At 72.2% G+C, this 25,246-nt stretch carries 23 protein-coding genes; 13 read left to right on the top strand and 10 right to left on the bottom strand.

Going from position 1 to position 25,246, the window contains the following annotated elements; translation table 11 throughout:
- Positions 1–18: 18 nt before the first annotated feature.
- Together KME79_RS44590 and KME79_RS05725 are read left to right on the top strand one after the other, a co-directional pair.
- On the top strand, positions 19–3,426 hold the full coding sequence (locus KME79_RS44590; RefSeq protein ID WP_246639342.1) for a glycosyltransferase family 2 protein: 3,408 nt from the start codon (positions 19–21) through the stop codon (positions 3,424–3,426).
- A gap of 58 nt (positions 3,427–3,484) precedes the next feature.
- The gene (locus tag KME79_RS05725; protein ID WP_219543571.1) at positions 3,485–4,789 is read left to right on the top strand and encodes a DUF5719 family protein; all 1,305 of its coding nucleotides are present in this window, start codon (positions 3,485–3,487) and stop codon (positions 4,787–4,789) included.
- Between the two features lie 13 nt (positions 4,790–4,802).
- Here KME79_RS05725 and KME79_RS05720 read toward each other — a convergent pair whose 3' ends face one another.
- Complete coding sequence (locus KME79_RS05720; protein WP_308248802.1) at positions 4,803–5,243, bottom strand: metallopeptidase family protein; 441 nt, start codon at positions 5,241–5,243, stop codon at positions 4,803–4,805.
- Positions 5,244–5,392: 149 nt separating this feature from the next.
- On the opposite strand from KME79_RS05720, the gene KME79_RS05715 reads away from it, so the two are divergent.
- The 5 genes from KME79_RS05715 to KME79_RS05695 are packed head-to-tail and all read left to right on the top strand — an operon-like array spanning position 5,393 to position 9,392.
- The gene (locus tag KME79_RS05715) at positions 5,393–5,761 is read left to right on the top strand and encodes a DUF3499 domain-containing protein (protein WP_148034239.1); all 369 of its coding nucleotides are present in this window, start codon (positions 5,393–5,395) and stop codon (positions 5,759–5,761) included.
- A gap of 41 nt (positions 5,762–5,802) precedes the next feature.
- Positions 5,803–7,152 (top strand): phosphomannomutase/phosphoglucomutase, encoded by a 1,350-nt coding sequence (locus KME79_RS05710; RefSeq protein ID WP_219543569.1) that lies wholly within the window; start codon positions 5,803–5,805, stop codon positions 7,150–7,152.
- A complete protein-coding gene (locus KME79_RS05705) occupies positions 7,149–7,316 on the top strand; it encodes a Trm112 family protein (protein WP_219543568.1) in 168 nt (55 codons plus the stop codon). The genes KME79_RS05710 and KME79_RS05705 overlap by 4 nt, the downstream gene beginning before the upstream one ends.
- The gene (locus tag KME79_RS05700; RefSeq protein WP_148034236.1) at positions 7,313–8,419 is read left to right on the top strand and encodes an SIS domain-containing protein; all 1,107 of its coding nucleotides are present in this window, start codon (positions 7,313–7,315) and stop codon (positions 8,417–8,419) included. Before KME79_RS05705 ends, KME79_RS05700 begins: the two co-directional genes overlap by 4 nt.
- 46 nt (positions 8,420–8,465) lie before the next feature.
- Entirely contained in the window at positions 8,466–9,392 is a 927-nt protein-coding gene (locus tag KME79_RS05695) for a cation diffusion facilitator family transporter (protein ID WP_219543567.1), read from the top strand.
- Positions 9,393–9,396: 4 nt separating this feature from the next.
- On the opposite strand, the gene KME79_RS05690 is transcribed toward KME79_RS05695, so the two are convergent.
- Both KME79_RS05690 and KME79_RS05685 read right to left on the bottom strand, forming a co-directional pair.
- Positions 9,397–9,879 (bottom strand): GerMN domain-containing protein, encoded by a 483-nt coding sequence (locus KME79_RS05690; RefSeq protein WP_219543566.1) that lies wholly within the window; start codon positions 9,877–9,879, stop codon positions 9,397–9,399.
- The gene (locus KME79_RS05685) at positions 9,876–10,235 is read right to left on the bottom strand and encodes a MerR family transcriptional regulator (protein ID WP_148034233.1); all 360 of its coding nucleotides are present in this window, start codon (positions 10,233–10,235) and stop codon (positions 9,876–9,878) included. Before KME79_RS05685 ends, KME79_RS05690 begins: the two co-directional genes overlap by 4 nt.
- Before the next feature lie 102 nt (positions 10,236–10,337).
- Here KME79_RS05685 and ahcY point away from each other — a divergent pair, with 102 nt between their 5' ends.
- The gene (ahcY, locus tag KME79_RS05680) at positions 10,338–11,765 is read left to right on the top strand and encodes an adenosylhomocysteinase (protein ID WP_219543565.1); all 1,428 of its coding nucleotides are present in this window, start codon (positions 10,338–10,340) and stop codon (positions 11,763–11,765) included.
- 67 nt (positions 11,766–11,832) lie between these two features.
- Positions 11,833–13,068 carry an adenosylhomocysteinase gene (locus KME79_RS05675; RefSeq protein ID WP_148034231.1) on the top strand — a complete coding sequence of 412 codons (1,236 nt, stop codon included), beginning with the start codon at positions 11,833–11,835 and terminating at the stop codon, positions 13,066–13,068.
- A gap of 2 nt (positions 13,069–13,070) precedes the next feature.
- On the opposite strand, the gene KME79_RS44585 is transcribed toward KME79_RS05675, so the two are convergent.
- On the bottom strand, positions 13,071–13,706 hold the full coding sequence (locus tag KME79_RS44585; RefSeq protein ID WP_148034230.1) for a DUF305 domain-containing protein: 636 nt from the start codon (positions 13,704–13,706) through the stop codon (positions 13,071–13,073).
- Positions 13,707–13,927: 221 nt separating this feature from the next.
- Between KME79_RS44585 and KME79_RS05665 the strand changes: the two genes are divergently transcribed.
- On the top strand, positions 13,928–15,265 hold the full coding sequence (locus KME79_RS05665; protein WP_219543694.1) for an LVIVD repeat-containing protein: 1,338 nt from the start codon (positions 13,928–13,930) through the stop codon (positions 15,263–15,265).
- A gap of 79 nt (positions 15,266–15,344) precedes the next feature.
- Entirely contained in the window at positions 15,345–16,733 is a 1,389-nt protein-coding gene (locus tag KME79_RS05660) for an LVIVD repeat-containing protein (RefSeq protein ID WP_219543564.1), read from the top strand.
- A 51-nt stretch (positions 16,734–16,784) separates the two neighbouring features.
- On the opposite strand, the gene KME79_RS05655 is transcribed toward KME79_RS05660, so the two are convergent.
- A complete protein-coding gene (locus KME79_RS05655) occupies positions 16,785–17,693 on the bottom strand; it encodes an RDD family protein (protein WP_246639341.1) in 909 nt (302 codons plus the stop codon).
- A gap of 51 nt (positions 17,694–17,744) precedes the next feature.
- Here KME79_RS05655 and KME79_RS05650 point away from each other — a divergent pair, with 51 nt between their 5' ends.
- Positions 17,745–18,737, top strand: coding sequence for a stage II sporulation protein M (locus KME79_RS05650; RefSeq protein ID WP_219543693.1), 993 nt, complete (start codon positions 17,745–17,747; stop codon positions 18,735–18,737).
- Here KME79_RS05650 and KME79_RS05645 read toward each other — a convergent pair.
- The 5 genes from KME79_RS05645 to KME79_RS44575 all read right to left on the bottom strand — a co-directional run bounded on the left by KME79_RS05645 (position 18,734) and on the right by KME79_RS44575 (position 24,290).
- Positions 18,734–20,110: a DUF58 domain-containing protein gene (locus tag KME79_RS05645; protein ID WP_219543563.1), complete on the bottom strand. Its 1,377-nt coding sequence runs from the start codon at positions 20,108–20,110 to the stop codon at positions 18,734–18,736. The two genes, KME79_RS05650 and KME79_RS05645, sit on opposite strands and share 4 nt — an antisense overlap.
- Before the next feature lie 10 nt (positions 20,111–20,120).
- Complete coding sequence (locus KME79_RS05640; protein WP_148034225.1) at positions 20,121–21,101, bottom strand: AAA family ATPase; 981 nt, start codon at positions 21,099–21,101, stop codon at positions 20,121–20,123.
- Positions 21,091–22,305, bottom strand: coding sequence for a DUF4350 domain-containing protein (locus KME79_RS05635; RefSeq protein WP_219543562.1), 1,215 nt, complete (start codon positions 22,303–22,305; stop codon positions 21,091–21,093). Before KME79_RS05635 ends, KME79_RS05640 begins: the two co-directional genes overlap by 11 nt.
- Positions 22,306–22,416: 111 nt before the next feature.
- On the bottom strand, positions 22,417–23,034 hold the full coding sequence (locus tag KME79_RS44580; protein ID WP_308248801.1) for a DUF4129 domain-containing protein: 618 nt from the start codon (positions 23,032–23,034) through the stop codon (positions 22,417–22,419).
- Positions 23,031–24,290: a DUF7847 domain-containing protein gene (locus tag KME79_RS44575; RefSeq protein ID WP_246639339.1), complete on the bottom strand. Its 1,260-nt coding sequence runs from the start codon at positions 24,288–24,290 to the stop codon at positions 23,031–23,033. The genes KME79_RS44580 and KME79_RS44575 overlap by 4 nt, the downstream gene beginning before the upstream one ends.
- A gap of 267 nt (positions 24,291–24,557) precedes the next feature.
- On the opposite strand from KME79_RS44575, the gene mtrA reads away from it, so the two are divergent.
- Positions 24,558–25,235, top strand: coding sequence for an MtrAB system response regulator MtrA (mtrA, locus tag KME79_RS05625; protein WP_090763607.1), 678 nt, complete (start codon positions 24,558–24,560; stop codon positions 25,233–25,235).
- Positions 25,236–25,246: the final 11 nt, after the last annotated feature.

The following is a 25,246-nucleotide window of genomic DNA, read 5'->3' as shown; positions in this document are numbered from 1 at the left end:
TCCGCCCCTTGGAGCCTGATGTCCCGTCCCTACGTCACCGTGGTCGTCGTCTCCCACGACGGGGCCCGCTGGCTCGGGGAGACCCTGCGTGGCCTGCTGGGCCAGAGCCGGCGCCCGGACCGCGTGGTCGGTGTCGACAACGGCAGCCGCGACGGCTCGGCCGACCTGCTGACGGAGGCGCTCGGCCCCGGCAACGTGCGCAGGCTGCCCCGGTCCACGGGCTTCGGCGAGGCCGTGGCCGAGGCGCTGAGCGACCTGCCCGCCGTCGAGGACGAGTGGGTCTGGCTGCTGCACGACGACTGCGCGCCCGACTGGCGGGCTCTGGAGGCGCTGCTGTACGCCGCCGGCCAGGACCGCAAGGCCGCCGTGCTGGGACCGAAGCTGCGCGACTGGCTGGACCGGCGGCGGCTGCTGGAGATCGGCGTGACCGTCGGGCTCACCGGCCGCAGGGACACCGGCCTGGAGCCGCACGAGTTCGACCAGGGGCAGCACGACGGCACCCGCGAGGCGCTGTCGGTGTCCACCGCCGGGATGCTGATCCGCCGCGACGTGTGGGAGGCGGCCGGCGGGCTCGACCCGTTCTTTCCGCTCTTCCGTGACGACCTCGACCTGTGCTGGCGGGTACGGAACGCGGGCCACCGCGTGCTGGCCGTCACCGACGCCGTCGCCTGGCACGCCGAGGCGGCGGCCCGCAGACGGCGGCGCATCACGGTCAGCGGCGACCACCCGCGCCGCCTGGACCGGCGCAACGCGATCTTCGTCGTCATGGCGAACCTGCCGTTCCGCACCATGCTGTGGGCGCTGGTCAGGAACGTGCTCGGCTCGTTCGTACGGACGTCGCTGTTCCTGGTGGGCAAGCAGCCCGCGAACGCGCTGGACGAGCTGGTCGCCCTCGGGTCCATCCTCATCCACCCGCTGCGGCTGCTGCGGGCGCGGCGGGCCAGGCGGGCAGGGCGCAAGAAGGGGTACGCGCGAGTCCGGTTGCTGCTCACGCCCAGAGGGTCGGGGCTGCGGCGGCTGGTCGACATGGTGCGCGGCTTCCTGAGCGGCGACCGGCCGGTCGAGTCCGCCGGCCGGCACCACCACGCCGCCGCCCCCGGCAAGCCGGAGGACCCCGACGAGCTCCCGCCGGAGGACCGCGGCGCGGTCAAGCGCTTCCTCGGCCGGCCGGGGGTGCTGCTCGTGCTGGCGCTCACTCTGGTCACGCTGGTGGCCTCGCGCTCTCTGCTGGGCGGAGACCGGCTCGGCGGCGGGGCGCTCGTCCCGGTGACCGGGAGCGCGGCCGACCTCTGGGCCTTCTACACCGGCGGCTCCGCCGGCTGGGCGCCGCCGTACGTGGCGGTGCTGGCGGCGCTGTCCCTGCCGGCGTTCGGGCAGACGGGTCCGGTGGTGTCGGCGCTGCTCCTCGGCGCGGTGCCCCTGGCCGGGGCGTCCGCGTACCTCGCCACCCGCCGCCTGACCACCCTCCCCGACCTCCCCCCATTCCTCCGCCGCTCAAAACACCCCCCGACAGGCCGCCCCTCCTCGTCCGACCGCTCTCCGGCCGCGGACGGTCCTTCGGGTCGTGATCCCTTCTCGTCCTCGGGTCGCTCGGCGATCGCGGATGCTTTCTCGGGTCGTCATCCCGTCTCGCCCTGGGGTCGTTCCTCGGTCGGGGACGGTTCTTCGGGTCCTGATTTCGCCTCGTCCTCGGGTCGCTCTCCAACTGGGGACGGTTCTTCGGGTCCGGACTTCATCTCATCCTCTGGCCGCTCCCCGGCTGCCGAGGGTTCCTCGGGCTTTGATCTCGCCTCGCCTTCCGACCGGGCTCTGGCCGCGAGCGGGTCTTCGCGCCGGGGTCTCTCCTCGACCCTTGACGTCACTCCGGCCGCTGGCCGCCCTTCGGGTGCCGAGCCGGGCAGGCGGCGGCGGGGGCGGCGTGGAGCTGCCGTCGATACCGGGACGGGAGAGCAGGTTGAGGGTTCGGCTGCCGCTTCTCCGGCGGGGCGGCGTGCGGGCCGGGCCACCGCTTCCGGGGCGGCCGGCATGGCCGCCGATTCCGCGGTGGGGTGGGGTGAGGGGGCGGTCACTCGTACTGGGGTGGCGGTTCGGGTGTGGGTGGCGGCCACGTACGCGTTGCTGCCTGTCGTGACCGGTGCGGTCGCGGCCGGGCGGCTGGGGACGGCGGTGGTGCATGTGCTGTTGCCCGCTTACGCGGTGCTCGGCGGGCACCTGCTGTTCGGGGACCCGCGCCGGTCGCGCCGCGCCGCCTGGGGGCTCGGTCTGCTGCTGGCCGTCGGGACCGCGTTCGTGCCGCTCGTCTACGTGCTGGTCGCCGTGCTGGGCGGGGCGGCGGCCTGGCTGCTGCGCAGGGCGCGGCCCGGCGTCCTGACCTCGGCGGGCATCGCGCTGGCCGTGCCGGTCGCCCTGCTGCTGCCGTGGCTGGTGGACCAGGCGCTGGACCCGGGCCGGCTCCTGCTGGAGGCCGGGCTGCACGGCCCGGCGCTGAGCGACGCCCGGCTCGGGCCGGAGTCCCTGCTGGCGCTCAACCCGGGCGGGCCCGGCGTGCCGCCGTTCTGGGTGACCGCCGGGCTGGTCGCCGCGGGGCTCGCCGCCCTGCTCGCCCGCAGGCGGCGGCGGGCGGTGGCCGCCGGGTGGGCGGCCGCCCTGTTCGCGATGCTGGTGGCGGTCGTGATCGCCCGGATCACCGTGTCGGGCGCGGCGGCCTGGCCCGGCGTGCCGCTGGCACTGGCCGCCGCCGCGCTGATCGTGCTCGCGGGCCTGAGCGCGCCGGGCCTCGCCGCGCTGGTTGCGGCAGGCGGGGTGCGCCGGATGGCGGCGGTGCTGGTGGCCGCCGTGGCGATCAGCACGCCGCTGCTCGCCGCCGGTCACTGGGTCGTCCAGGGGGTACGCGGGCCGCTCCGGTCGGACGTGCCCGACCCGACGCCGCCGCTGGCCGCGATCCACGCGCGGCCCGGAGAGCGGATCCTGCTCGTCAACGGTTCGGAGTTCACCTTGCTGCCCGGCCGGGCCCCGCTCCTCGGCGAGGCGGAACTGCCCGCCGACCCCGAGGCCCGCGCACGCGTCCGCACCGCCGCGGAAGGGCTCGTCGGCGGGCGCGGCGGCACGGACGCCGCCACGCTCGCCCAGCAGGGCGTGGCCGTGGTCGCCATCGCCCCGCCGGTGCCGGCCGGACTGGCCGAGACGCTGGACTCGCAGCCGTCGCTGCAGCGGATGAGCCTGTCGGAAGCGGGCGGGCTGTGGCGGGTGGCCGAGACGGTCACCCCCGTCCAGCCTCCGCCCGCGCACTTCCTGCACACCCCGTGGCTGTGGCTCCAGGGCGCGATGGTCCTCGCCGTACTGCTGCTGGCCGCACCCGGCCGCCGCGACCCCGCCACCGACCCCGAACCCTCCCAGCCGTCCCCGGTCCTGGCAGGCGCCCGATGAGAGCGCGCGTGGTGGGCCCTCGGTGGGTGGTCGGTCGGTCTCGGCTGGGGGGTGGGGTGTGAGGAGGTTCGCGGCCGGGCGGTTCGGGCTGGTCTTGCTGGTGGTGGGGGTGCTCGCCGGTCTGTACGGGGTCGCGTACGTGACCAGGCCGGCGGCGGAGCGGCCGGTGGAGGCGCAGCCGAGGAAGGTGGCGGTGGAGGCGGCGACCGCGGCCTGTCCCGCCACACGAGGTGAGGACGTCAGCGTCTACCTGCCGGGGACGCTGTCACGGGAGCCGATGAGGGACGCGGAACCGTACACGGTGAGCGGCCCCGGCGGACTGGAGGCCGGCTACATCACGCGGACGACCAGCGGCGCCGGGCGCGGGCTGGCCGGGGTGCGGTGCGCCGAGCCCGCCGCCGAGAGCTGGCTCGTCGGGCCGGGACCCGCCCGCGCCCGCGTCACGTTGCACCTGGTCAACGCCGACAAGGCGCCCGCCTTCGCCGACGTCGAGGTGTACGCGGCGGAGGGGCCCGTCTCCGGCGAAAGGGGCCTCGGGCTGGAGATCGAGCCCGGCGAGCACCGCCAGATCGACCTCCGCACGCTGGCCGACGCCGCCGACGTGATGGCGGTCAGCGTGAAGACGTTCACCGGGAGGCTGGCGGTCTCGGCCAGGGCGGTGCTGGAGACCGGCGGCGTCGACTGGCTGCCCCCGGCCGCGGCCCCGGCGACCGAGGTCGTGGTGCCCGCGGTCCCCGGCGGCGGCGGGCGTCGTGAGCTGCTGGTCGCCGCGCCCGGCGAGACCGACGCGACCGTGACGATCAAGGCCGTGACCGAGGGCGCCGCGTACGCGATGCGCGGCAGGGAGTCCGTCGACGTGCCGGCGGGCAGCGTGCTGCCGCTCGACGTGACCACCGGCATCGGCGGCGAGTCGGCCGCCCTGGTGCTCACCTCGACGGCGCCGGTGGTGGCGGGCGTGGTGATCACGGGTACGGGGCGGCAGCCGGACGTGGCGTTCACCGCCGGCACGCCCTCTCTCGACCTGGGCAGCGCGGTGGCCGCCAACGGCGCGAGCTCCCGGCTGGTGCTGACCGCGCCGGGCGCCGCGGGGAAGGTGCGGGTGCAGGTGGTGCCGGAGAGCGGCGAACCGCCCGCGCCGATCGACGTGACGGTGCCGGCGGACCGGACCAGGAACGTGCGGCTGAAGGGCGAGGGCGCGTACGCGGTGGTGGTCACGCCGGTGTCGGGACGGGTGTACGGGGGGCGGGTGATGGAGGAGCGGCTCAGGAGCGGTCTCCTGATCACGGCTCAGCCCCTGGCCCCCGCCCGGCTCTGGACCGTGCTCCGGCCGCTCACCGACACTCCCCGTGCGGTCCTTCCCTGACCTGCCGCGGCTGTCAGCGGCGTTCGTCGTAGCCCGGGTCGACGGTCTCGGGGGACAGGCCGAGGAGGGAGGCGACCTGCTCCACCACGGTGTCGTGGACGAGGGCGCCCAGCGTGTCGCGGTCGCGGGCGCGGGCCTCCAGCGGGCGCCGGTAGAGGACGATGGACGCCGGGTCCTGCCCCCTGGCCGTGTCGGCGCGGCCGAGCGGGATCGGGTCGGCGCCGAAGCCGGGCCCGTCGTCCAGCTCGCTGAGCGGCGGCACCTCCTCCACCGCGAACTCCACCGACGACAGCTGCCTGCCCCACTTCGGCCTGAGCCGGTCGACCGCGTCGAGCACCAGGTCGTCGAAGCGCTCGCTGCGGGCACGGGCCATGGGAACGTAGGAAGGGGCGATCGGGCCGCGCAGGCCGCGGCCGTGCCTGTCGCGCCGTCGAGGACCGCGCTTGCTAGTCACACGGCAAGTGTAAGCCGCCCCCGGCGAAGAACACCGGCATCGGTGCATGTAGGTGGAAAGGCTGCGACAGCTGTCCGAATTGTGGCGACACGCCTTTTAAGAGCGCTCAGATAGTGGCGTCCCGCCCCCTTACCAGATACGGTCCCTCCGTGAGCCCCGTCCGCCGCTGTTCCCGCACCGCCTGCAGTCAGCCTGCCGTCTTCACGCTCACGTACGTATACGCCGATTCGACCGCAGTTCTCGGCCCTCTGGCGACGTACGCCGAGCCGCACTGTTATGACCTGTGCGCCGAACACGCCGAGCGGCTCACCGCCCCCCGCGGCTGGGAGGTGGTGCGTCTGCCCACCGACGGCGCCACACCGAGCACCGACGATCTCGAAGCGCTGGCCAACGCGGTCAGGGAGGCGGCCAGGCCCAGCGGATCCGGCGTGGGGGAGCCCGTCGGCCAGGGAGTCGAGGTCGGGCGGCGCGGACACCTGCGTGTTCTGAGGTCGGCCCAGCAGCACCGCGACCGGTAGGCTCGGCTCTAGCCGGAGTGACGACCTAGGGGCGGAGCTGGATGGGCGATCTCGCCAGGATCTTCAAGGCGTATGACGTTCGTGGCCTGGTGCCCGACGAGTTCGACGAGCCGGTGGCCGAGGCCGTGGGGGCGGCGTTCGTCGAGGTGACCGGCGCCCGGTCGATGGTCCTCGCCCACGACATGCGCGAGTCGTCCCCGGTGCTGGCCGACGCGTTCGTCCGGGGCGCCCGTTCCCGCGGCGCCGACGTGGTGCACGCCGGGCTGGGCTCCACCGACCTGCTCTACTACGCCAGCGGCAGCCTGGGGTTGCCGGGCGTGATGTTCACGGCCAGCCACAATCCCGCGCAGTACAACGGGATGAAGATGTGCCGCGCGGGCGCGGTGCCGATCGGCGGCGACACCGGGCTCACCGAGATCCGCGACCGGGCGGCCGAGCTGGTCGGCGTCACGGCCACGCCCACCGGGTCGCTGATCGAGAAGGACCTGCTGCCGGGCTACGCCGACCACCTGCGCACGCTCGTCGACCTGTCGGGCATCAGGCGGCTCAAGGTCGTGGTCGACGCCGGCAACGGCATGGGCGGCCACACCGTCCCCGAGGTCCTCGCCGGGCTGCCGATCGACCTCACCCCGCTCTACTTCGAGCTCGACGGCTCCTTCCCCAACCACGACGCCAACCCGCTGGAGGCGGCCAACCTGGTCGATCTGCAGCGGGCCGTGGTGGCGGAAGGCGCCGAGATCGGCCTGGCCTTCGACGGCGACGCCGACCGGTGCTGGGTGGTCGACGAGCGCGGCGAGTCCGTCTCGCCGTCCGCGATCACGGCCCTGGTGGCGGTGCGTGAGCTGGCCAAACACCCCGGCGCGACGGTCATCCACAACCTGATCACCTCGCGCGGCGTGCCGGAGATCGTCCGCGAGCACGGCGGCGACCCGGTCCGCACCCGCGTCGGCCACTCGTTCATCAAGGCCGAGATGGCCCGCACCGGTGCCGTCTTCGGCGGCGAACACTCCGCTCATTACTACTTCCGCGACTTCTGGTTCGCCGACTCCGGCATGCTGGCCGCGCTGCACGTGCTGGCGGCGCTCGGCGAGCAGCCCGACCCGTTGTCGCGGGTGGTGTCCGCCTACTCCCGCTACCACGCCTCGGGCGAGATCAACAGCACGGTCGCCGACCAGGACGCGGCCGTGCGCCGCGTGCGCTCGGCGTTCGGCGGCCGGGGCGAGGCCGACGAGCTCGACGGGCTCACCGTGAGCGGCGACGGCTGGTGGTTCAACCTGCGCGCGTCCAACACCGAGCCGCTGCTCAGGCTCAACGCCGAAGCGGCCGACGAGACCACGATGACGGCGGTCCGGGACGAGGTCCTCGACCTGCTGAGAGAGGTTCAACAGTGAAGATCGACGACTGGCTGCTGGAGATCCTGGCGTGCCCGGCGTGCAAGGCGCCGCTCCGCGCCGAAGGCGAGGCCGAGGAGCTGGCCTGCACCGGTTGCGGCCTGGTCTATCCCGTCCGTGACGACATCCCCGTCCTGCTCGTCGACGAGGCCAGGAAGCCGTGACCTGGGAGCCCGAGCGGCTCGACGACACGCATCACCTCACCGAGGGCGACCCCGGCGGCATGCTCCGCGCGGTCGCCGACTCCGCCGCCCAGGTCCGCACCGGCTATCGGTGCGCGGTCGAGTCCGGCGTCGACCGCCTCTCCGCGAACGTGCGGCCGAGGGCGGTCGTGGTCGCGGGCATGGGGGGCTCCGCCCTCGCGGGAGACATCCTGGCCGCGGTGTGCGGGCCCGGCGCTCCGATCCCCGTGGTCACGGTGCGCTCCTACCAGCTCCCCGGCTGGGTGGGCGCGACCGACCTGGTGATCGCCGTCTCCTGGTCCGGAGAGACCGGAGAGACGCTCGCCATGGCGGCCGAGGCGGTGCGGCGCGGCTGCACGCTCCTCGCGGTCGGGCCCGCGGGGTCCGCCCTGGAGGCGGTGGCGGTCCAGTCGTCCTCGCTCCACGTGGCGATCCCCACCGGCCGCCGGCCCAGGGCCGACCTGTGGCTCGTGACGACCCCGCTGGTGGTGGCCGCCGCCTCGCTGAGGCTGGTGCGGGCCGAGCCGACGGTCTACGAGCGGGTTGCCAGGACGCTCGAAGACATCGCGCATCGGTGCCGGCCGTCCAGCGACTCGTTCATCAACCCCGGCAAGGCGCTGGCGATGGACCTGGCCGAATCCGTGCCGATGATCTGGGGCTCGTCCCCGCTGGCCACCGTGGCGGCCACCCGTTTCGCCCACCGGCTGAACGAGAACGCCAAATATCCCGCGATGGCCGGCGAACTGCCCGAGGCAGGCCACAACCAGGTGGCGGTGCTCGACGGGCCGCTGGCCGAGCGCGACATCTTCGCCGACACCTCCTCACGGACGCTCCGGCTGGTGCTGCTGCGCGACATGGAGGAGCACCCCCGGGTGACCAGCACGAGGGAGGCGGTCCTACGGGTCGCGCAGGATCGCGACGTGCGGGTCACCGAGCTGGCGTCCGACGGCGACCATCCGCTGGAGCGGCTGGCCTCGCTGATCGGGCTTACGGATTTCGCGAGCACCTATCTCGCGCTGGGTTACGGCGTCGACCCGACCCCGGTGCGGCCGATCACGGAGTTGAGGGCTCGGATTTCCCACTAGGATCCATCCGTCCAAAACTTTGTGATCGTATGACTGGAGACGACCGGTGAGTGCGAGCGGCGGAACCAAAGCAATCATCGCGGCTCTGGCCGCGAACATGTCCATCGCGGTCGCGAAGTTCGTGGCGGCGGCCTTCACCGGGTCGTCGTCGATGCTGGCCGAGGGCATCCACTCCGTCGCCGACTCGGGCAACCAGGCGTTGCTGCTGCTGGGCGGCAAGCGGGCCAAGCGGGCCAGCACCCGCGAGCACCCGTTCGGCTACGGGCGCGAGCGCTACTTCTACGCGTTCGTGGTGGCCGTGGTGCTGTTCGCGATCGGCGCGCTGTTCTCGCTGTACGAGGGCTATCACAAGCTGACCCACGCCGAGCCGCTCACCTCGCCCGGCTGGGCGTTCGGCGTGCTGATCTTCGCGATCATCGCCGAGATCTTCTCGTTCCGCACGGCCATCATCGAGGCCAACGCGGTCCGCGGCGACCAGGGGTGGATGGCGTTCATCCGCCGGTCCAAGGCGCCCGAGCTGCCCGTCATCCTGCTGGAGGACCTCGGCGCGCTGCTCGGCCTGATCTTCGCGCTGTTCGGCGTGACGATGGCCGTGGTGACGGGCAACCCGGTCTGGGACGCCGTCGGCACCCTCATGATCGGCGCCCTGCTCGCCGTCATCTCGGTGATCCTGGCCGTGGAGACCAAGTCGCTGCTGCTCGGCGAGAGCGCCGCCCCCGAGATGGAGGGCCGCATCCGCGCCGCGCTCGAAGCCTCCTCGCAGGTCGACCGCGTCATCCACATGAAGACGCTGCACATCGGCCCGGAGGAGCTGCTGGTGGCCGCCAAGATCGCGGTGACGCGGTCCGACACCGCGCCGGAGATCGCCCAGGGCATCGACGAGGCCGAGCGGCGCATCCGCGAGGCGGTGCCGATCGCCCGCGTCATCTACCTGGAGCCCGACCTCGACCGTGAGGTGTCGCCCACGGCCTGACCGGTCACTCGTGGCCGGTGACGCACGACCTGCCCGAGTCGGTCTGGTCGAACAGGCACCGGCCGTCTCTGGCCAGCGTCACGACCTTCTTGACGGTGGCGAACTGCTTGAGCGTCGCCTCGATCGTACGCAGCGCCCGGGCGTCGGAGCCGACTCCCGAGCCCCAGACCGTGCGGCAGAAGCGGAGCGTGGCGGTGCCCTTGCGGATCTTCAGCGTGAAGTCGGCGCCGCAGTCGGAGCGGCCGCGGAGCTTGCCGGTCAGCTCGGAGTGCAGGCCGCGGCGCCGCTCGGCGGCGGTGGGGCCCTTGATGAGCTGTTCGACGGCGAACCTGGCGACGCCGGCGTGCGGGGAGGTCCTGGTGACCGGCACGACCTTGCCGGGCACCCCGTGCCCCATGGAGAAGTAGACCTGGACGTCGGCGGTGGTCTGCGCGGGGGTGAGGGCCAGCCCTGTGGTGAGCACGGTGGCCAGCAGCAGCTCCTTCATGCCCTGTTCGACGTATCGCCGGCGGCCGGGGTTCGCAGCAGGCGCAGCGCCTTCTCCTTCTCGAAGTCCAGCGCCCTGCGCGGCACCTGGATGCGGCCGATGCGCACGCCCAGCTCGCGCACGCTCGCGGCGACGGCCGGCTCGCTGAGCGCGCGCAGCGCGAACGCCAGCTCGGCCGGTGAGACGTCGAACCGCTTCTCCAGCTCCACCGCGTGGGCGACGGCGGCGAGCTCCTCAGGGCCGAAACGCCGGTGCGCGCCGCGACCGCGCACCGGTGGCAGCAGCCCGAGAGCTTCCCGGTAGCGGAGCATCCTGGGGGACATGCCGAGCCGCTTGGCCGCTTCCGTGATTCGCATTCTTACATTCTTACGTCAACTTCCGGGGTCTCGGGGTGCGACCTTGCCGGACTGCCGCCTAGACTCGTCCGCGACCACACGATGACGCGAGGGGTAACGCAGATGGACTTCAAGGTCGCCGACCTTTCACTGGCCGAGTTCGGCCGCAAGGAGATCCGGCTCGCCGAGCACGAGATGCCCGGCCTCATGGCGATCCGCCGTGAACACGCGGCCTCCCAGCCCCTCCGCGGCGCGAAGATCATGGGCTCCCTGCACATGACCATCCAGACCGCCGTCCTCATCGAGACGCTGGTCGCGCTCGGCGCCGAGGTGCGCTGGGTGAGCTGCAACATCTTCTCCACCCAGGACCACGCCGCCGCCGCCGTCGTCGTCGGCCCCGACGGCACCGCCGACGACCCCAAGGGCGTGCCCGTGTTCGCCTGGAAGGGCGAGACGCTAGAGGAATACTGGTGGTGCACCGAGCAGGCGCTCACCTGGCCCGGCGCCGACGGCCCCAACATGATCCTCGACGACGGCGGCGACGCCACGCTCCTGGTCCACAAGGGCGCCGAGTACGAGAAGGCCGGCTTCGTGCCGGACGCCACCGACGCGGACCCCGAGGAGTGGCACGTCATCATCGGCCTCCTCAAGCGCACCGTCACCGACGAGAAGCGCTGGACCCGGATCGCCGAGGGCATCAAGGGCGTCACCGAGGAGACCACCACCGGCGTGCACCGTCTCTACGAGATGCACAAGAACGGCCAGCTGCTGTTCCCGGCGATCAACGTCAACGACTCGGTCACCAAGTCCAAGTTCGACAACAAGTACGGCTGCCGCCACTCCGTCATCGACGGCCTCAACCGCGCCACCGACGTGCTCATCGGCGGCAAGGTGGCCGTGGTGTGCGGCTACGGCGACGTCGGCAAGGGCTGCGCCGACGCGCTGCGCGGCCAGGGCGCCCGGGTCATCGTCACCGAGATCGACCCGATCTGCGCGCTCCAGGCGGCCATGGACGGCTTCCAGGTGACCACGCTGGACGACGTCGTCGGCATCGCCGACATCTTCGTCACCACCACCGGCAACTTCAACATCATCACTGCCGACCACATGGCGCGGATGAAGCACCAGGCGATCGTGTCCAACATCGGCCACTTCGACAACGAGATCGACATGGCCGGCCTGGCCAAGACCCCCGGCATCGAGCGGCGCAACATCAAGCCGCAGGTCGACGAGTGGGTGTTCGCCGACGGTCACTCCATCCTCGTGCTCGCCGAGGGCCGGCTGATGAACCTCGGCTGCGCCACCGGCCACCCGTCGTTCGTCATGTCCAACTCGTTCACCAACCAGGTGATCGCGCAGATCGAGCTGTTCACCAAGACGGAGGACTACCCGATCGACGTCTACGTGCTGCCCAAGCACCTCGACGAGAAGGTCGCCAGGCTGCACCTCGACGCCCTCGGCGTCAAGCTCACCCAGCTGACCAAGGAGCAGGCGGCCTACATCGGCGTCCACGTCGAGGGCCCGTACAAGCCCGACCACTACCGCTACTGATCTCCGGCGTGTTCGATGCTCCGGAGGGGCGGGCGCCCCTCCGGAGCCTTGGTGTCTGAAGGCTTGCATGGATCTGTGGGAGAGCGGGGAGCGGCACATCTCGTGGGCCGCCCGTTCGATGCCGGTGCTGACCGCGCTCGGGGAGCGGTTCGCCGCCGAGCGGCCGCTCGACGGGCTGCGGGTGGCCGCGTGCCTGCACGTCACGGCCGAGACCGCGGTCCTGATGGGCACGCTCAAGGCGGGCGGCGCGGAGATCGCGCTGGCCGCCTCCAACCCGCTGTCGACGCAGGACGACGTGGCGGAGGCGCTGCGCGGCTACGGCGTGGCCGTGCACGCCAGGGCGGGCGTCGACCGGGCCACCTACTACCGCCACATCCACCAGGCCCTCGACGTGCGGCCCGACCTGGTGCTCGACGACGGCTGCGACCTGGTCAACATCCTCCACACCGAGCGCACCGATCTGCTCGACGGGGTGTCGGGCGGGTGCGAGGAGACCACCACCGGCGTCATCAGGCTCCGGCAGATGGCCGCCGAGGGGGCGCTGCGCTTCCCGATGGTGGCGGTCAACGACACCCGGACCAAGCGGATGTTCGACAACCGTTACGGCACCGGCCAGTCGACGCTCGACGGCATCATGCGGGCCACCAACACCATGCTGGCCGGGAGCACGGTCGTGGTCGCCGGGTTCGGCTACTGCGGGCGCGGCGTGGCCGAGCGGGCCAAGGGGCTGGGCGCGCGGGTGATCGTGACGGAGATCGACGCGGTCAAGGCACTCGACGCCACCCTCCAGGGGTACGAGGTGCGCCCGATGGAGCAGGCGGCCCCGGCGGGCGACGTGTTCATCACCGTCACCGGCAACCGCGACGTGATCACGGCCGCGCACGTGGCGGCCATGAAGGACGGGGCGATCCTGGCCAACGCCGGCCACTTCGACGTGGAGATCGACGTGCGGGCGCTGGACGAGCTGGCGAGCGAGGTGCACCGCGGGATCCGGCCGAACACCGACGAGTACGTCCTGCCCGACGGCCGCCGCCTGCTGCTGCTCGCCGAGGGCCGGGTGGTCAACCTCACCGCCGCCGAGGGCCATCCGGCCGCGGTGATGGACATGTCGTTCTCCGCGCAGGCGCTCGCCGTCGCCTGGCTCGCCCGCGAGCGGGCGGGGATGGCGCCCGGCGTGTACGACGTGCCCCAGGAGATCGACCAGGAGGTGGCCAGGCTCAAGCTGGTGGCCGCCGGCATCGGCATCGACGTGCTCACCGGTGACCAGGAGTCCTACCTCCACTCCTGGCGCAGCGGCTCCTAGCGCTAACCGGCCGCCTGCATCTCGCGCATCCGCCGGATCTCCGAGAGCTGGGTGACGCCCACGTCGTTGGCCAGCTCCTCGATCCGCAGGTGTGAGCCGCCCTTGAGCACCTCGGTCGACATCTCGATCGCGCCCTCGTGGTGCTTGATCATCAGCTCCAGGAACAGCCGGTCGAACGCCTGGCCCGACGCCGCTTTCAGCTGCTCCATCTGCTCGGGCGTGGCCATGCCGGCCATGCCGTCGTGCGCGGCGTGGTGGTCGGGCACCCGTTGGCCCTGCTGCTGCAGCCAGGTGCGCATCCACTGGATCTCCGGGCCCTGGGAGTCCTTGATCCGCGAGGCGAGGCTCTTGAGCTTGGCCGACTCCGCCCTGTTCGGCGCCAGGATGGCCATGTCGAGCGCCTGCTGGTGATGGACGATCATGTCCTGGACGTACGCGACGTCGGCCGCGTTCGCGCTCGCCTGGGGCACGGCGGTGACCGCCTCACCCGGAGCGAGTGTCCTGGCCTCCTCGCCGGGTTTGCCGGGGGCGATGACCGGCGCCGTCGAGTCGGCGCGCGGGGCCTGAGTCTCTGAGGTGCAGCCGGAAACGGCGAATATCGTGAGGGCACCGGTGACGACGACGAGCGCAGCGCGCACTCAGCCTCCTGACGGTTTCGGTCGGAACGTCGCATTCTAAGAGGGAATGGTGATCATTAATAGAGGGCAACCTGCTCTAATGTTTGACATATTGCGTGCTGGTCGTGAGCGGAGTCGAAGGGTGAAAATTTCACCATTTATGCCCCCTTTATAGGAGGACACCTCCCGTGCCGTCCACCCGCAGGTTCCTCGTCCTCGCTGGAGCCGCCCTCACCTTGGTGATGGCCGGCCTTCCCGCGCAGGCTGCGGACATCCCGGCTCCCGGCGAGATCGTCAAGAGCCAGAACATCACGCACGTCACCAACGTGCCCAAGCCCGAGGCCCTGGCCGACATCAACACGGACATGGCCTTCCAGGGTGACTACGCCTACGTCGGCAACTACTACGGCTTCTCGATCTACGACATCAAGAACCCCAAGAAGGCCAAGGTAGTCAGCTCCGTGGTCTGCCCCGGCGGCCAGATGGACATCAGCGTCTACGGTGACCTGGTGTTCGGGTCCGTCGACTCCTCCCGCAACGACGACTCCTGCAACAGCACCGGCCAGAGCGCGGCCGTGAAGGAGTCGTGGGAGGGCATCCGGATCTTCGACGTCCGCGACAAGAAGAACCCGCGGTACATCAAGTCCGTCGAGACCAACTGCGGCTCCCACACGCACACGCTCGTCCCCGACCGCCGCGGCAAGAACGTCTACCTCTACATCTCCTCGTACAGCCCGAACGCGGCCTTCCCCGACTGCCAGCCGCCGCACGACCTGATCTCCATCGTCAAGGTCCCGCTGCGGGACCCGGGCTCGGCGTCGGTCATCGCCACGCCGAACCTGTTCCCCGACGGCGGCTTCCCCGGCGTGCCCGGCTCGTACCCCAACGGCAAGTCGGCCACCACCGGCTGCCACGACATCACCGCCTACCCGGAGAAGGGCATCGCCGCCGGCGCCTGCATGGGCGAGGGCATCCTCATGGACATCCGTGACCCGGAGAACCCGAGGGTGACCGCGACCGTCCGCGACGAGACCAACTTCGCCTTCTGGCACTCCGCCACCTTCAACAACAGCGGCTCGCGGGTGATCTTCACCGACGAACTCGGCGGCGGCACCAGGGCGACCTGCAACGCGGCCATCGGGCCGGACCGCGGCGCCAACGCGTACTACGACATCGGCGCCGACGGCCAGATGACCTTCCGCGGCTACTTCAAGATCCCGCGGCACCAGGACGACACCGAGAACTGCGTGGCGCACAACGGCTCGCTGATCCCGGTCAAGGGCAAGGACATCATGGTCCAGGCCTGGTACCAGGGCGGCATCTCGGTCGTCGACTTCACCGACCCGGCCAACGCCCAGGAGATCGCCTTCTTCGAGCGCGGGCCCGACGCGCCCAACCCGCTCAGCGGCGGCCACTGGTCGGCCTACTACTACAACGGCTACATCTACGGCTCGGACTTCAACCTGGGACTCGACGTCCTCAAGATCAACGACCCGCGGACCAACAAGGCCAACGGCGTGAAGTTCGACATCCTCAACGCCCAGACCCAGCAGTCCTACAAGGACCGCGGGCACCACTGATCGTCCGTCGGCGGCGGGACCTCACCGGGGCCCCGCCGCCTTCGGCATGAGGAAACACGAGACCAAGGAGGCTCTCTGCATGTCCCGTATGTTCCGAACGCTGCTCGCGGCAGGCGCAGCCGTCGCCCTGAGCCTTACGGCGTTACCCGCCACCGCGGGTGACATCCCGCCCGCGGACACGATCGTCCACAGCCCGAACGTGAGCCACGTGCTCAACATCCCCAAGCCGGCGCCGCTCGCCGGCACCATCAACACCGACATCGCCTTCCAGGGCGACTACGCTTACGTCGGCAACTACGGCGGATTCTCGATCTACGACATCAAGAACCCGAAGCGGGCCAAGGTCGTCAGCTCGGTCGTCTGCCCCGGCGCCCAGATGGACCTCAGCGTCTACGGCCACCTGCTGTTCGCCGCCGTCGACAGCTCCCGCAGCGACGACTCGTGCAACAGCACCGGGCAGAGCGCCGCGATCAAGGAGTCGTGGGAGGGCGTCCGGATCTTCGACATCCGCGACAAGCGCAACCCGCGCTACATCAAGTCGGTCGAGACCGACTGCGGCTCCCACACCCTGACCCTGGTGCCCGGCAAGGGCCGGGACCGGAACAAGAACGTCTACGTCTACGTCTCGTCGTACCTGCCGGCGGCCAACCTGCCCGACTGCCAGCCCCCGCACGACAAGATCTCCATCATCAAGGTGCCGCTGCGCAACCCGACGCAGGCGCACGTGGCCGCCACGCCGATCGTCTTCCCCGACGGCGGCAACGAGACCCAGCCGGGGCTGCTCGTGCCCACCACCGGCTGCCACGACATCACCGTCTACGCGGAGAAGGACATCGCGGCCGGCGCCTGCATGGGTGACGGCGTGCTGTTCGACATCCGCGACCGCCTCAACCCGCGGGTGACCGCCAGGACCACCGACGAGAACTTCGCGTTCTGGCACTCGGCGACCTTCACCAACGACGCCAGGACGGTGCTGTTCACCGACGAGCTCGGCGGCGGCGGCGCGGCCACCTGCAACGAGACCGTGGGGCCGAACCGCGGCGCGGACGCCATCTACCGCATCCACCGCGGCGAACTGGTCTTCCAGGGCTACTTCAAGATCCCGCGGCACCAGGCCGACACCGAGAACTGCGTGGCGCACAACGGCTCGCTGATCCCGGTCAAGGGCAAGAACATCATGGTTCAGGCCTGGTACATGGGCGGTGTCTCGTTCATCGACTTCACCGACCCGGCCAACCCGCGCGAGTTCGGCTACTTCGAGCGCGGCCCGAAGGCCGACGGCAGCGGCGGCGGTGTCTGGTCGGCGTACTACTACAACGGGTACGTGTACGCGGCCGACTTCGACAACGGCCTCGACGTGCTGAAGATCGACGACCCGCTGGTCAAGGGGGCGTCGCACGTCCGCAGCGACATCCTCAACGTCCAGACCCAGGAGTCCTACCCCGGTAGAGGCTCGGGCCGCCACTAGGCCACGATCCGACCATCAGCGCCGGTCCCGGCTCCCCGGGGCCGGCGCCCCTCATTGCGGCGGCGCGAACCCGCCGGTCCCCTCCGAAGCGGGCGGCGCCGGCGGTCCGTACGGATTCGGCCCGCCCTGAGGACCGGCGGCGGGCCCGTACGGGGCCGGCTGGACGGGAGGGGGGCCGTACGGGCCGGTCTGCGGCGCGTACGGGAGAGGCGCGGCCTGGCGCATCAGGCGGGCCTGCTCGCGGCGACGGCGCTCGGCGAGCACGGCGCTGAGGTAGGCGTGCGGCGGCACCCCCGGCGGCGCGGCCGGGGACACGAACGACGCCATCTGGGTGGCGATCCGCACCCCCATCTCGTACTGGATCCGCGGCGACAGGTCATGCCAGCGCAGGATGTAGTGACGGGCGGCCGTCGCCACCTCGTCCGGCACCTGTGACAGCTCCAGGGACGCCGCCCAGGACGCCAGCTGCGGCGGCATCACGATGGCGTCGGAGTTGTCGCGCGGCCCCCGCTCCGAGATCACCATCGTCCCGGCGAACAGGTCGCCCAGCCGCTTGCCCTTCTGCGAGACGAGCGAGGAGATCAGCGCCGGCGCCCCGAAGAAGGCCCAGAACTCCACGAGCCCGGCGAGCCCGCGGAACAGCGCCTGCCGGAACCGCTCGGGGCTGCCGTCGTCGCTCACCACCCGCAGCCCGAGCGCCAGCTTGCCGAGGCTGCGCCCGCGCGTGGCCGTCTCGAAGATCACCGGATACCCGACCATGACCAGGAACAGGAACAGGGTCACCACGGCCGCGAACATCGCCGGATCGGTGAACGCCGCGAGGTACGGCAGCGTGCTCAGCCCTCCGATCAGGAGCAGGATCTGGATGGCGTAGTCGATGAAGAAGGCCAGGGCGCGCGAGGGGAACTGCGCTACCCGTACCTCCAGGACGACGGCGTCACCGGTCACAACCTCTGACATATGTGGAGCCTAACGGCAATGACCGCCCGCGTGAGCGGCCAGAATGGTCACGTGGACATCGACGCGTTCGTCTCGGCCCACCGCCCGACATGGGATCGGCTGGAGCACCTGGTCAAGCACCGCTCCTCCCTGACGGGGGCCGAGGTGGACGAGCTCGTCGACCTCTACCAGCGGGTGTCGACCCACCTGTCGATCGTCCGCTCCTCCTCGTCGGACGCGATGCTGGCCGGCCGGCTGTCGGCGCTGGTCGCCCGCGCCCGCTCGGCCGTCACCGGCTCCCGCAACCCGGCCTGGCGGGAGGTCGTCCGCTTCTTCACGGTCTCTTTCCCGGTGGTGGCCTACCGGACGCGCTGGTGGTGGCTCGCCACGTCGCTGGCGTTCGTGGCGGTGGCCTGGGCGCTCGGCGCGTGGGTGGCCGGCGACCCGCGGGTGCAGGCCTCGATCGCCACCGAGGAGGCGATCACCCAGCTGGTCGAGCACGACTTCGCAGACTACTACTCGGAGAACCCCGCGGCGTCCTTCGCCAACCGCGTGTGGATCAACAACGCGCTGGTGTCGCTCCAGGTCATCGCCTACGCCGTCCTCCTGGGCCTGCCGATTCCCTACGTGCTCTGGCAGAACGCCGCCAACGTCGGCATCTCGGGCGGCCTCATGGCCTCCAGGGACAAGCTCGACATCTTCTTCGGCCTCATCACCCCGCACGGCCTGCTGGAGCTCACGGCCGTGTTCCTCGCCGCCGCCGTCGGCATGCGGCTCGGCTGGACCGTCATCGCGCCAGGCCCGCGCAGACGCGTCGAGGTGCTGGCCGAACACGGCAGAGCGGTGATGGCGGTCGCGCTCGGGCTGGTCGTGGTGCTGTTCGTGTCGGGCCTGATCGAGGCGTTCGTGACGCCGTCCGGGCTCCCCACCGCCGCCCGCGTCGGCATCGGGGTGCTCGCCGAGGTGGTCTTCCTCGGGTACGTGATCGCGTTCGGACGCCGCGCGGCCCGCGACGACCAGACCGGTGACCTGGAGGACGCCCCCGACGTGGCCCCGAGCGGCTAGAGCCGGCCCGCGGCTTTCAGCGCCAGGTAGTGGTCGGCCAGCGCGGGCGCGATGTCGTCGGGCGGCGCGTCGACCACCTCGACGCCGTGGCGGCGCAGCCTGGCCGTGATCCGCCGGCGTTCCAGCCGGGCGTGCTCGGCCGCCGCCGCATCGTACACCTCCTCGGCCGTGCCCCGTCCGGCGGCCATCGCCGCCACCCGCGGATCCGACACACCCGCCACCAGCACCAGGTGGCGCGAGGAGAGCTGAGGCAGCACCGGCATCAGACCCTCGTCCATCGCGGCCCCGTTCAGGTCGGTGAGCAGCACCACCAGGCAGCGGCGCTTGGCCCGGGACAGGATCGCGGCCACCATGCCCTGCGCGTCCGCCTCGACCAGCTCGGCCTCGATCGGCGCCATCACGTTGACCAGCGACGACAGCAGCTCGGTGCGGGAGGCGCCGCTCAGCCAGGCGCGCACCGACCGGTCGTAGGCCAGGAAGTCCACCCGGTCGCCGGCCCTGGCGGCGAGCGCGGCCAGCAGCAGGGCCGCGTCCATCGACCAGTCCAGCCGCGGCCATCCGGGCTCGGGACGCGGCGCGGGACGCACCAGCAGCCCGCCCTGGCCGTCCGCGACCGCCCCGGCCAGCGGGATCGGCGCCGCGCCCACCCGGCCCGCCGAGGTGCGGCCGGTGTCGAGCACGATCAGCACCCGCCGGTCGCGCTCCGGCCGCCAGGTGCGCACGACCACGTCGTGCCGCCGCGCGGTGGCCCGCCAGTCGATCGAGCGCACGTCGTCGCCGATCACGTACTCGCGCAGCGAGTCGAATTCGGTGCCCTGACCGCGCACCAGCGCCGGATGCTGACCTTCCAGCTCGCGCAGCCTGGCCAGCCGGGACGGCAGGTGCTTGCGCGACAGGAACGGCGGCAGCACCCGCACCGACCAGGGGGAGTAGTGGTTGCCCTGGCGGGCGGCCAGCCCCAGCGGCCCGCGCGAGCGCACGGTCACCGCCACGGACTCGCGGTCGCCGCGCCTGGTCGGGGTGAGCGTCACGACCAGCTTGCGGCGCTCGCCGGCCGGCACGTCCAGCGCCAGCTCGCGCGGCGCCGCCCCGGCGGACGGCGGCCACGCGTCGCGCAGCACCCCGCGCACCCGCCTGCTCCCCGGGTTCTCGACCGTCAGCTCCACCGTCGCCCGCTGCCCGAGCCGCACCAGCCGCTCGCCCGACCGGTGGAAGCGCAGCGGCCGCACCGCGCCCGCGAACACCAGGTCCACCATGATCCCGGCGGCCAGCAGCAGGCACACCCCGGCCAGCGCGGGGCCGGGCTGCGGGGCGAACAGCACCACCACGATCCCGAGCGCCGCGACCAGCCCGGCGCGTCCCGTCAGTGTCATCGGCGGGCCATCAGCGCGGGACCGGGACCGAGGCGAGGATGCCGTCGAGCAGGCCGTCGGCGGTCGCGCCCTCCAGCTCCGCCTCCGGCCGCAGCTGCACCCGGTGCCGGAGCGCGGGCCTGGCCAGCGCCTTGACGTCATCCGGAGTCACGTACGCGCGGCCCGACAGCCACGCCCACGCCCGCGAGGCAGCCAGCAGCGCGGTCGCCCCGCGCGGCGAGACGCCGAGCTGGAGCGACGGCGAGTTCCTGGTGGCGCGGGCGACGTCCACGATGTAGCCGAGCACCTCGGGGGCGACGTGCACCTGCGCCGCCGCCTGGCGGCCCGCCTCCAGGTCGGCGGCCGTCGCCACCGGCTTGATCTCCGACAGGTCGCGCGGGTCGAAGCCGAGCGCGTGCCGCTCCAGCACCGCGATCTCCTGGTCACGCGGCGGCAGCGGCACCGTCAGCTTCACCATGAACCGGTCCAGCTGGGCCTCGGGGAGCTGGTAGGTGCCCTCGTACTCGACGGGGTTCTGCGTCGCGCACACCACGAACGGGTCGGGCAGCGGGCGGGCCGCGCCCTCCACGCTCACCTGCCGCTCCTCCATCGCCTCCAGCAGCGCCGCCTGGGTCTTCGGCGGGGTGCGGTTGATCTCGTCGGCGAGCAGCAGGTTCGTGAACACCGGGCCCTCGCGGAACTCGAACTCCGCCGTCTTCGCGTCGTAGATGAGCGAGCCGGTCACGTCGCCCGGCATCAGGTCGGGGGTGAACTGCACCCGCTTGAAATCCAGCGACAGCGCCGCGGCGAGGGTGCGGACCATCAGCGTCTTGGCCACGCCCGGCACGCCCTCCAGCAGCACGTGTCCCCGGCACAGCAGGGCGATGACCAGCCCGGTCACCACCGCGTCCTGCCCGACCACGGCCTTGGACACCTCGGCCCGGAGCGCGCTCAGCGCCTCCCTGGCCGCGTCCGCGGGGGCCGCCGTCCGGGCGAAATGCTCAGAGCTCACTGACCTTCCTTTCGATGTGGTCCACGTATCCGGCCAGGGCGACCAGCTCGTCGTCCGTCTCCGGTGAGGGCCCGTACAGCGCGGCGCCGACCCGCTGCGCGTCCTCACCCGTCCGTACGGCGATCGCCGCCACCACTTCCCGGCTGTCCGCGCCCTGGCCCAGCCCGAGCCGGGGCGTCAGCCGGTCGATCGCGCCCGCCCGCAGCGCGTCGGCGGCCCTGGCCCTGGCCTTCCTGGCACGGTAGAGCCTGCCGCGGCCCTCCACCGTCTCGGCGGCCCGCACCACCACCGGCAGCCGCTCCACCACGACAGGGCCGAGCCGCCTGCCCCGCCAGAACGCCACCAGCGCCACCGCCACGCACGCCATCACCAGCGACCAGCCGACGCCGGCGGGCATGAGGTCGTACATGGACCGGCCCTCGGTGCCCGCCAGGTCGCCGGCGGGCGGGGTGTCAGGGGACACCAGCCAGGTCACGGGCTTGCCGGTGTCGAGCAGGTTGAGCGCCAGCGCGGCGTTGCCGTCCTCGGCCAGGCGCAGGTTCGTCATGAACGAGGCGCTGCCGACGACCGTGGTCGTGCCGGACCCGTTCGGGAAGCTGACGAGCGTCGAGCCCTCATGCGACGGGTAGCAGCCGGTGCCGCCGTCGGGGACCTCGAACGCGACCCCGCCGATGTAGGCGCTCCCCGCGGCGGTCGCGGCGGGCAGCGCGCACTCGGGGTCGCGCGAGCGCTCCCGCACCGCCTCCGGCACCGGGTCGACGTTCGGGGCGAGCGTCGGCAGGTCGTAGAAGCCCACGATCAGCCGGTCGCCGGGGAGTGAGGCCAGGGCGGACGTGTCCACGTACGTCGTGTCGCCGGCGAACAGCAGCCGGTCGCCGCCCAGGGCCCTGGCCGCCTCCGCCGAGTCCACCCGGTCCACCGTGACGCCTCTGGCCCGCAGCAGCTCGGCCAGCGCCTTGGAGCCCTGCAGCGAGGTGTCGTCCGGATCGAGGAAGCGCTGGGCGCCCCGGTCGGGGCCGAGCAGCACCACGGCCGTGGCGACCGCCACGACGATCAGGCCGAGCAGCGCGATCAGCCGGCCGCCCCGCCACACGGACCGCACGGTCGGCGACGTCGGCACCGACCCGCCCCCGGCCGCCGGCGCCAGCCCGCCCGACGCCGGAACGCTCTCCTCCGGCCTCACCCGCACGCCTTCACCGGCCATCAGAACCTCCGAACCGCACCCCACCCGGCCTCCCGGCCCGGCGTCCCTCCAGGGGGTGTCCTGCTGGGGTGGCCTGGACGGGGCGGTCGTGCGGGGGCGATGGGGGAAGGGTCATGGGGTGGCTCCCAGGGCGGCCGGGCGGGCGGTCGCGAGGCGGGTGTCCAGCGTGCTCATGGACTCGTAGGCCGCGGGGGTGCCGCGGACGTCGCCGTAGGTGACGTCGTCGAAGGAGCGGGCCGCCGCCGCCAGGTCGGCGGCGAACGGCGGGAGCGCCCGGCCGGCCTCGGCGGCGAGCTCGGCGGCGGTGCGGCCCGGCATGCCGTCGACCAGGGCGCGCTCCTCCAGGTCGCGGGCGATGGCGCGCAGCCGCTCCTGGATCGCCTCCGTCCACCGGCCTTCGGCGGCGAGCCGCTCGGCGGCCTCACGGTGCTCGGCCGCCGTCAGCCGCCGGGTGTCGAACAGCTCGCCGGGCGCGGCGGCCCTGCGCCGGCCGGCGCGGCGGACCTGCCAGACGACCAGCGCCCCGACGCCCACGAGCAGCAGCAGGATGACGATCGCCGCCAGCACACCGCCCGCGGTGCCGCCACCGGCCACCGTGTCGAGCAGGTCGTTGACGAACTGGAAGAACCAGCGCTGCAGCCGGTCGAACAGCGGCTCCCGAGCGTACTGAGGGTCGAGGAGCTCGCGCGCCGCACGCCCGGCGGCCTCGTCCCTGCCGATCGGGCTCACGACTTGGCGGAGTTGGACGGGTGCCACAGCTCGTCGGCCGTCGCGTGCACCCAGCCCTGCCGTTGCTGCTCGATGGCCGCCGTCTGCAGGACGAGGTCGAAGGCCTCGCCCCGCATGCGGCGGTCCGCGTACAGGAGCCCGGCGACGCCCGCCTCGAACGGGTAGGTGATCATGGCGCCGAGCGTGCCGCCGACGGCGACCAGGATGGAGCCGATCACGATCGTCGCCACCGACCCGCTGCCCACCAGCCCGATCACCATCCCGACGATCATGAACGGCACCTGAAGGATGCTGGCGATCAGCCCGACCACCAGCGTGGTCAGGAACAGGATGCCGAGGACGCGCCAGAAGTCGCCGGTCACCAGGTTCCACGAGCGGCGCATCGCGTCGACAGGCCCCCTGCCCTCCAGCACCACGGCCGCGGGCGCGAAGGCGAAGCGCGTGCGGAAGAAGAACACGTACCCGATGTAGAGCACGATCATCAGCAGGAACAGCAGGAGCAGCCCGCCGGCCGCCTCGGGCGAGCCCCCGGCGACGGTGCCGAAGGCGACCACGAGAACCGCGGCCATGACGGCCACCGGGGCCAGCATGATGAGGGCCAGCAGCCCGACGACGCCGAACAGGGCGGGCAGCCGCCTCCTGGTCGTCTGCCACGCCTCCTGAGTGGTGATCTTGCCGCCGAACACGGCCCGGCCGAGGATGCGCGTCAGCACCCCGGTCAGCACCGTCACCGCGACGAAGCTGATCGCGTACGAGACGAAGGCGCTGACGTACTGGGCGCCGAGCATGCCGTAGGTGCCGGCCGGGTCCTCGGCCTGGAGGGCGGCGGGGTCGTTCATCAGCGGCGCGACGGCGCCGAACACGAAGCCCTGGCCGACGGCCAGCGGGATGGCGGCGAGCAGCGCCGCGACCGCCGACAGCCCGAGCACGGCCTTCGGGTTGGAGCGGATGAGCTTGATGGTGCCGTCGTAGATGTCGCCCAGGGCCAGCGGGCGCAGGGGGATGATGCCGGGCCGCAGCGCGGGCGGGTGGGGACCGTACCCGTAGGGCTGGCCTGGCGGGTACGGGCCGTGGGGCGGCCCGTAAGACTGCTGCCCGCCGGACTGGGGGCCGGCTTCGTAGGGAGGACCGGAAGGCGGCGGCTGCTCGCTGCCGGGGGCGGTCCACGGCGACGCCGGAGGCGCGCCGTAGGGCGGGGGCTGCTCCGCTGCCCAGCCCGAAGGCCTCTCTGACGCGGAACCGTGACCGTCTGACATATCCCAATCCTGGCACGCTGGGCGGCTGGGTGGCGTCGCGCCGTCGAGAAGACCGCATCTTGGCTCGCATTCCACGCGTTTCGGCGCGGCGGATCTCGTCCAGGGTGGCCGAAAGACCTTCCGTTACCGCAGACTGAAGAAAGCGGTCGCGGCGCGAGCCTGATACGGACCTTTCGCGGGACTCATGTCACACTCATGGGCCGAGCGGGGGTAACCTTCACCGACCGTGCAGGTATGTCCCAGAATGCGTAGAACGAATGAGGGGCCATGAAAGGTCGCGTGCTGGTCGTCGATGACGATGCCGCTCTCGCCGAGATGCTCGGCATCGTGTTGCGCGGAGAGGGCTTCGAACCATCCTTTGTCAGTGACGGCGACAAGGCGCTGGACGCGTTCCGCGACACGCGCCCCGATCTCGTCCTGCTCGACCTGATGCTGCCCGGCGCCGACGGCATCGACGTCGCCCGCCGCATCAGGGCGGAGTCCGGCGTGCCGATCGTCATGCTCACGGCCAAGAGCGACACCATCGACGTGGTGCTGGGGCTGGAGTCGGGCGCCGACGACTACATCGTCAAGCCCTTCAAGCCGAAGGAGCTGGTGGCCCGGGTGCGGGCCAGGCTGCGCCGCACCGACGAGCCGACCCCCGAGATCCTGCAGATCGGCGACATCACCATCGACGTGGCCGGACACTCGGTCAAGCGCGGCGACGAGACCATCAACCTCACCCCGCTCGAGTTCGACCTGCTCGTCGCCCTGGCCCGCAAGCCGCGCCAGGTCTTCACCCGCGAGGTCCTGCTGGAGCAGGTCTGGGGCTACCGCCACGCGGCCGACACCCGCCTGGTCAACGTGCACGTGCAGCGCCTCCGCGCCAAGATCGAGAAGGACCCCGAGCACCCCGAGATCGTGGTGACGGTCCGCGGCGTGGGCTACAAGGCCGGTCCCGCTTAGGGACCCGGCTC

Source organism: Nonomuraea harbinensis, from assembly GCF_019396385.1.
Lineage (GTDB): Bacteria > Actinomycetota > Actinomycetes > Streptosporangiales > Streptosporangiaceae > Nonomuraea > Nonomuraea ferruginea.
This window is presented reverse-complemented; position numbering and strand designations above follow the sequence as displayed.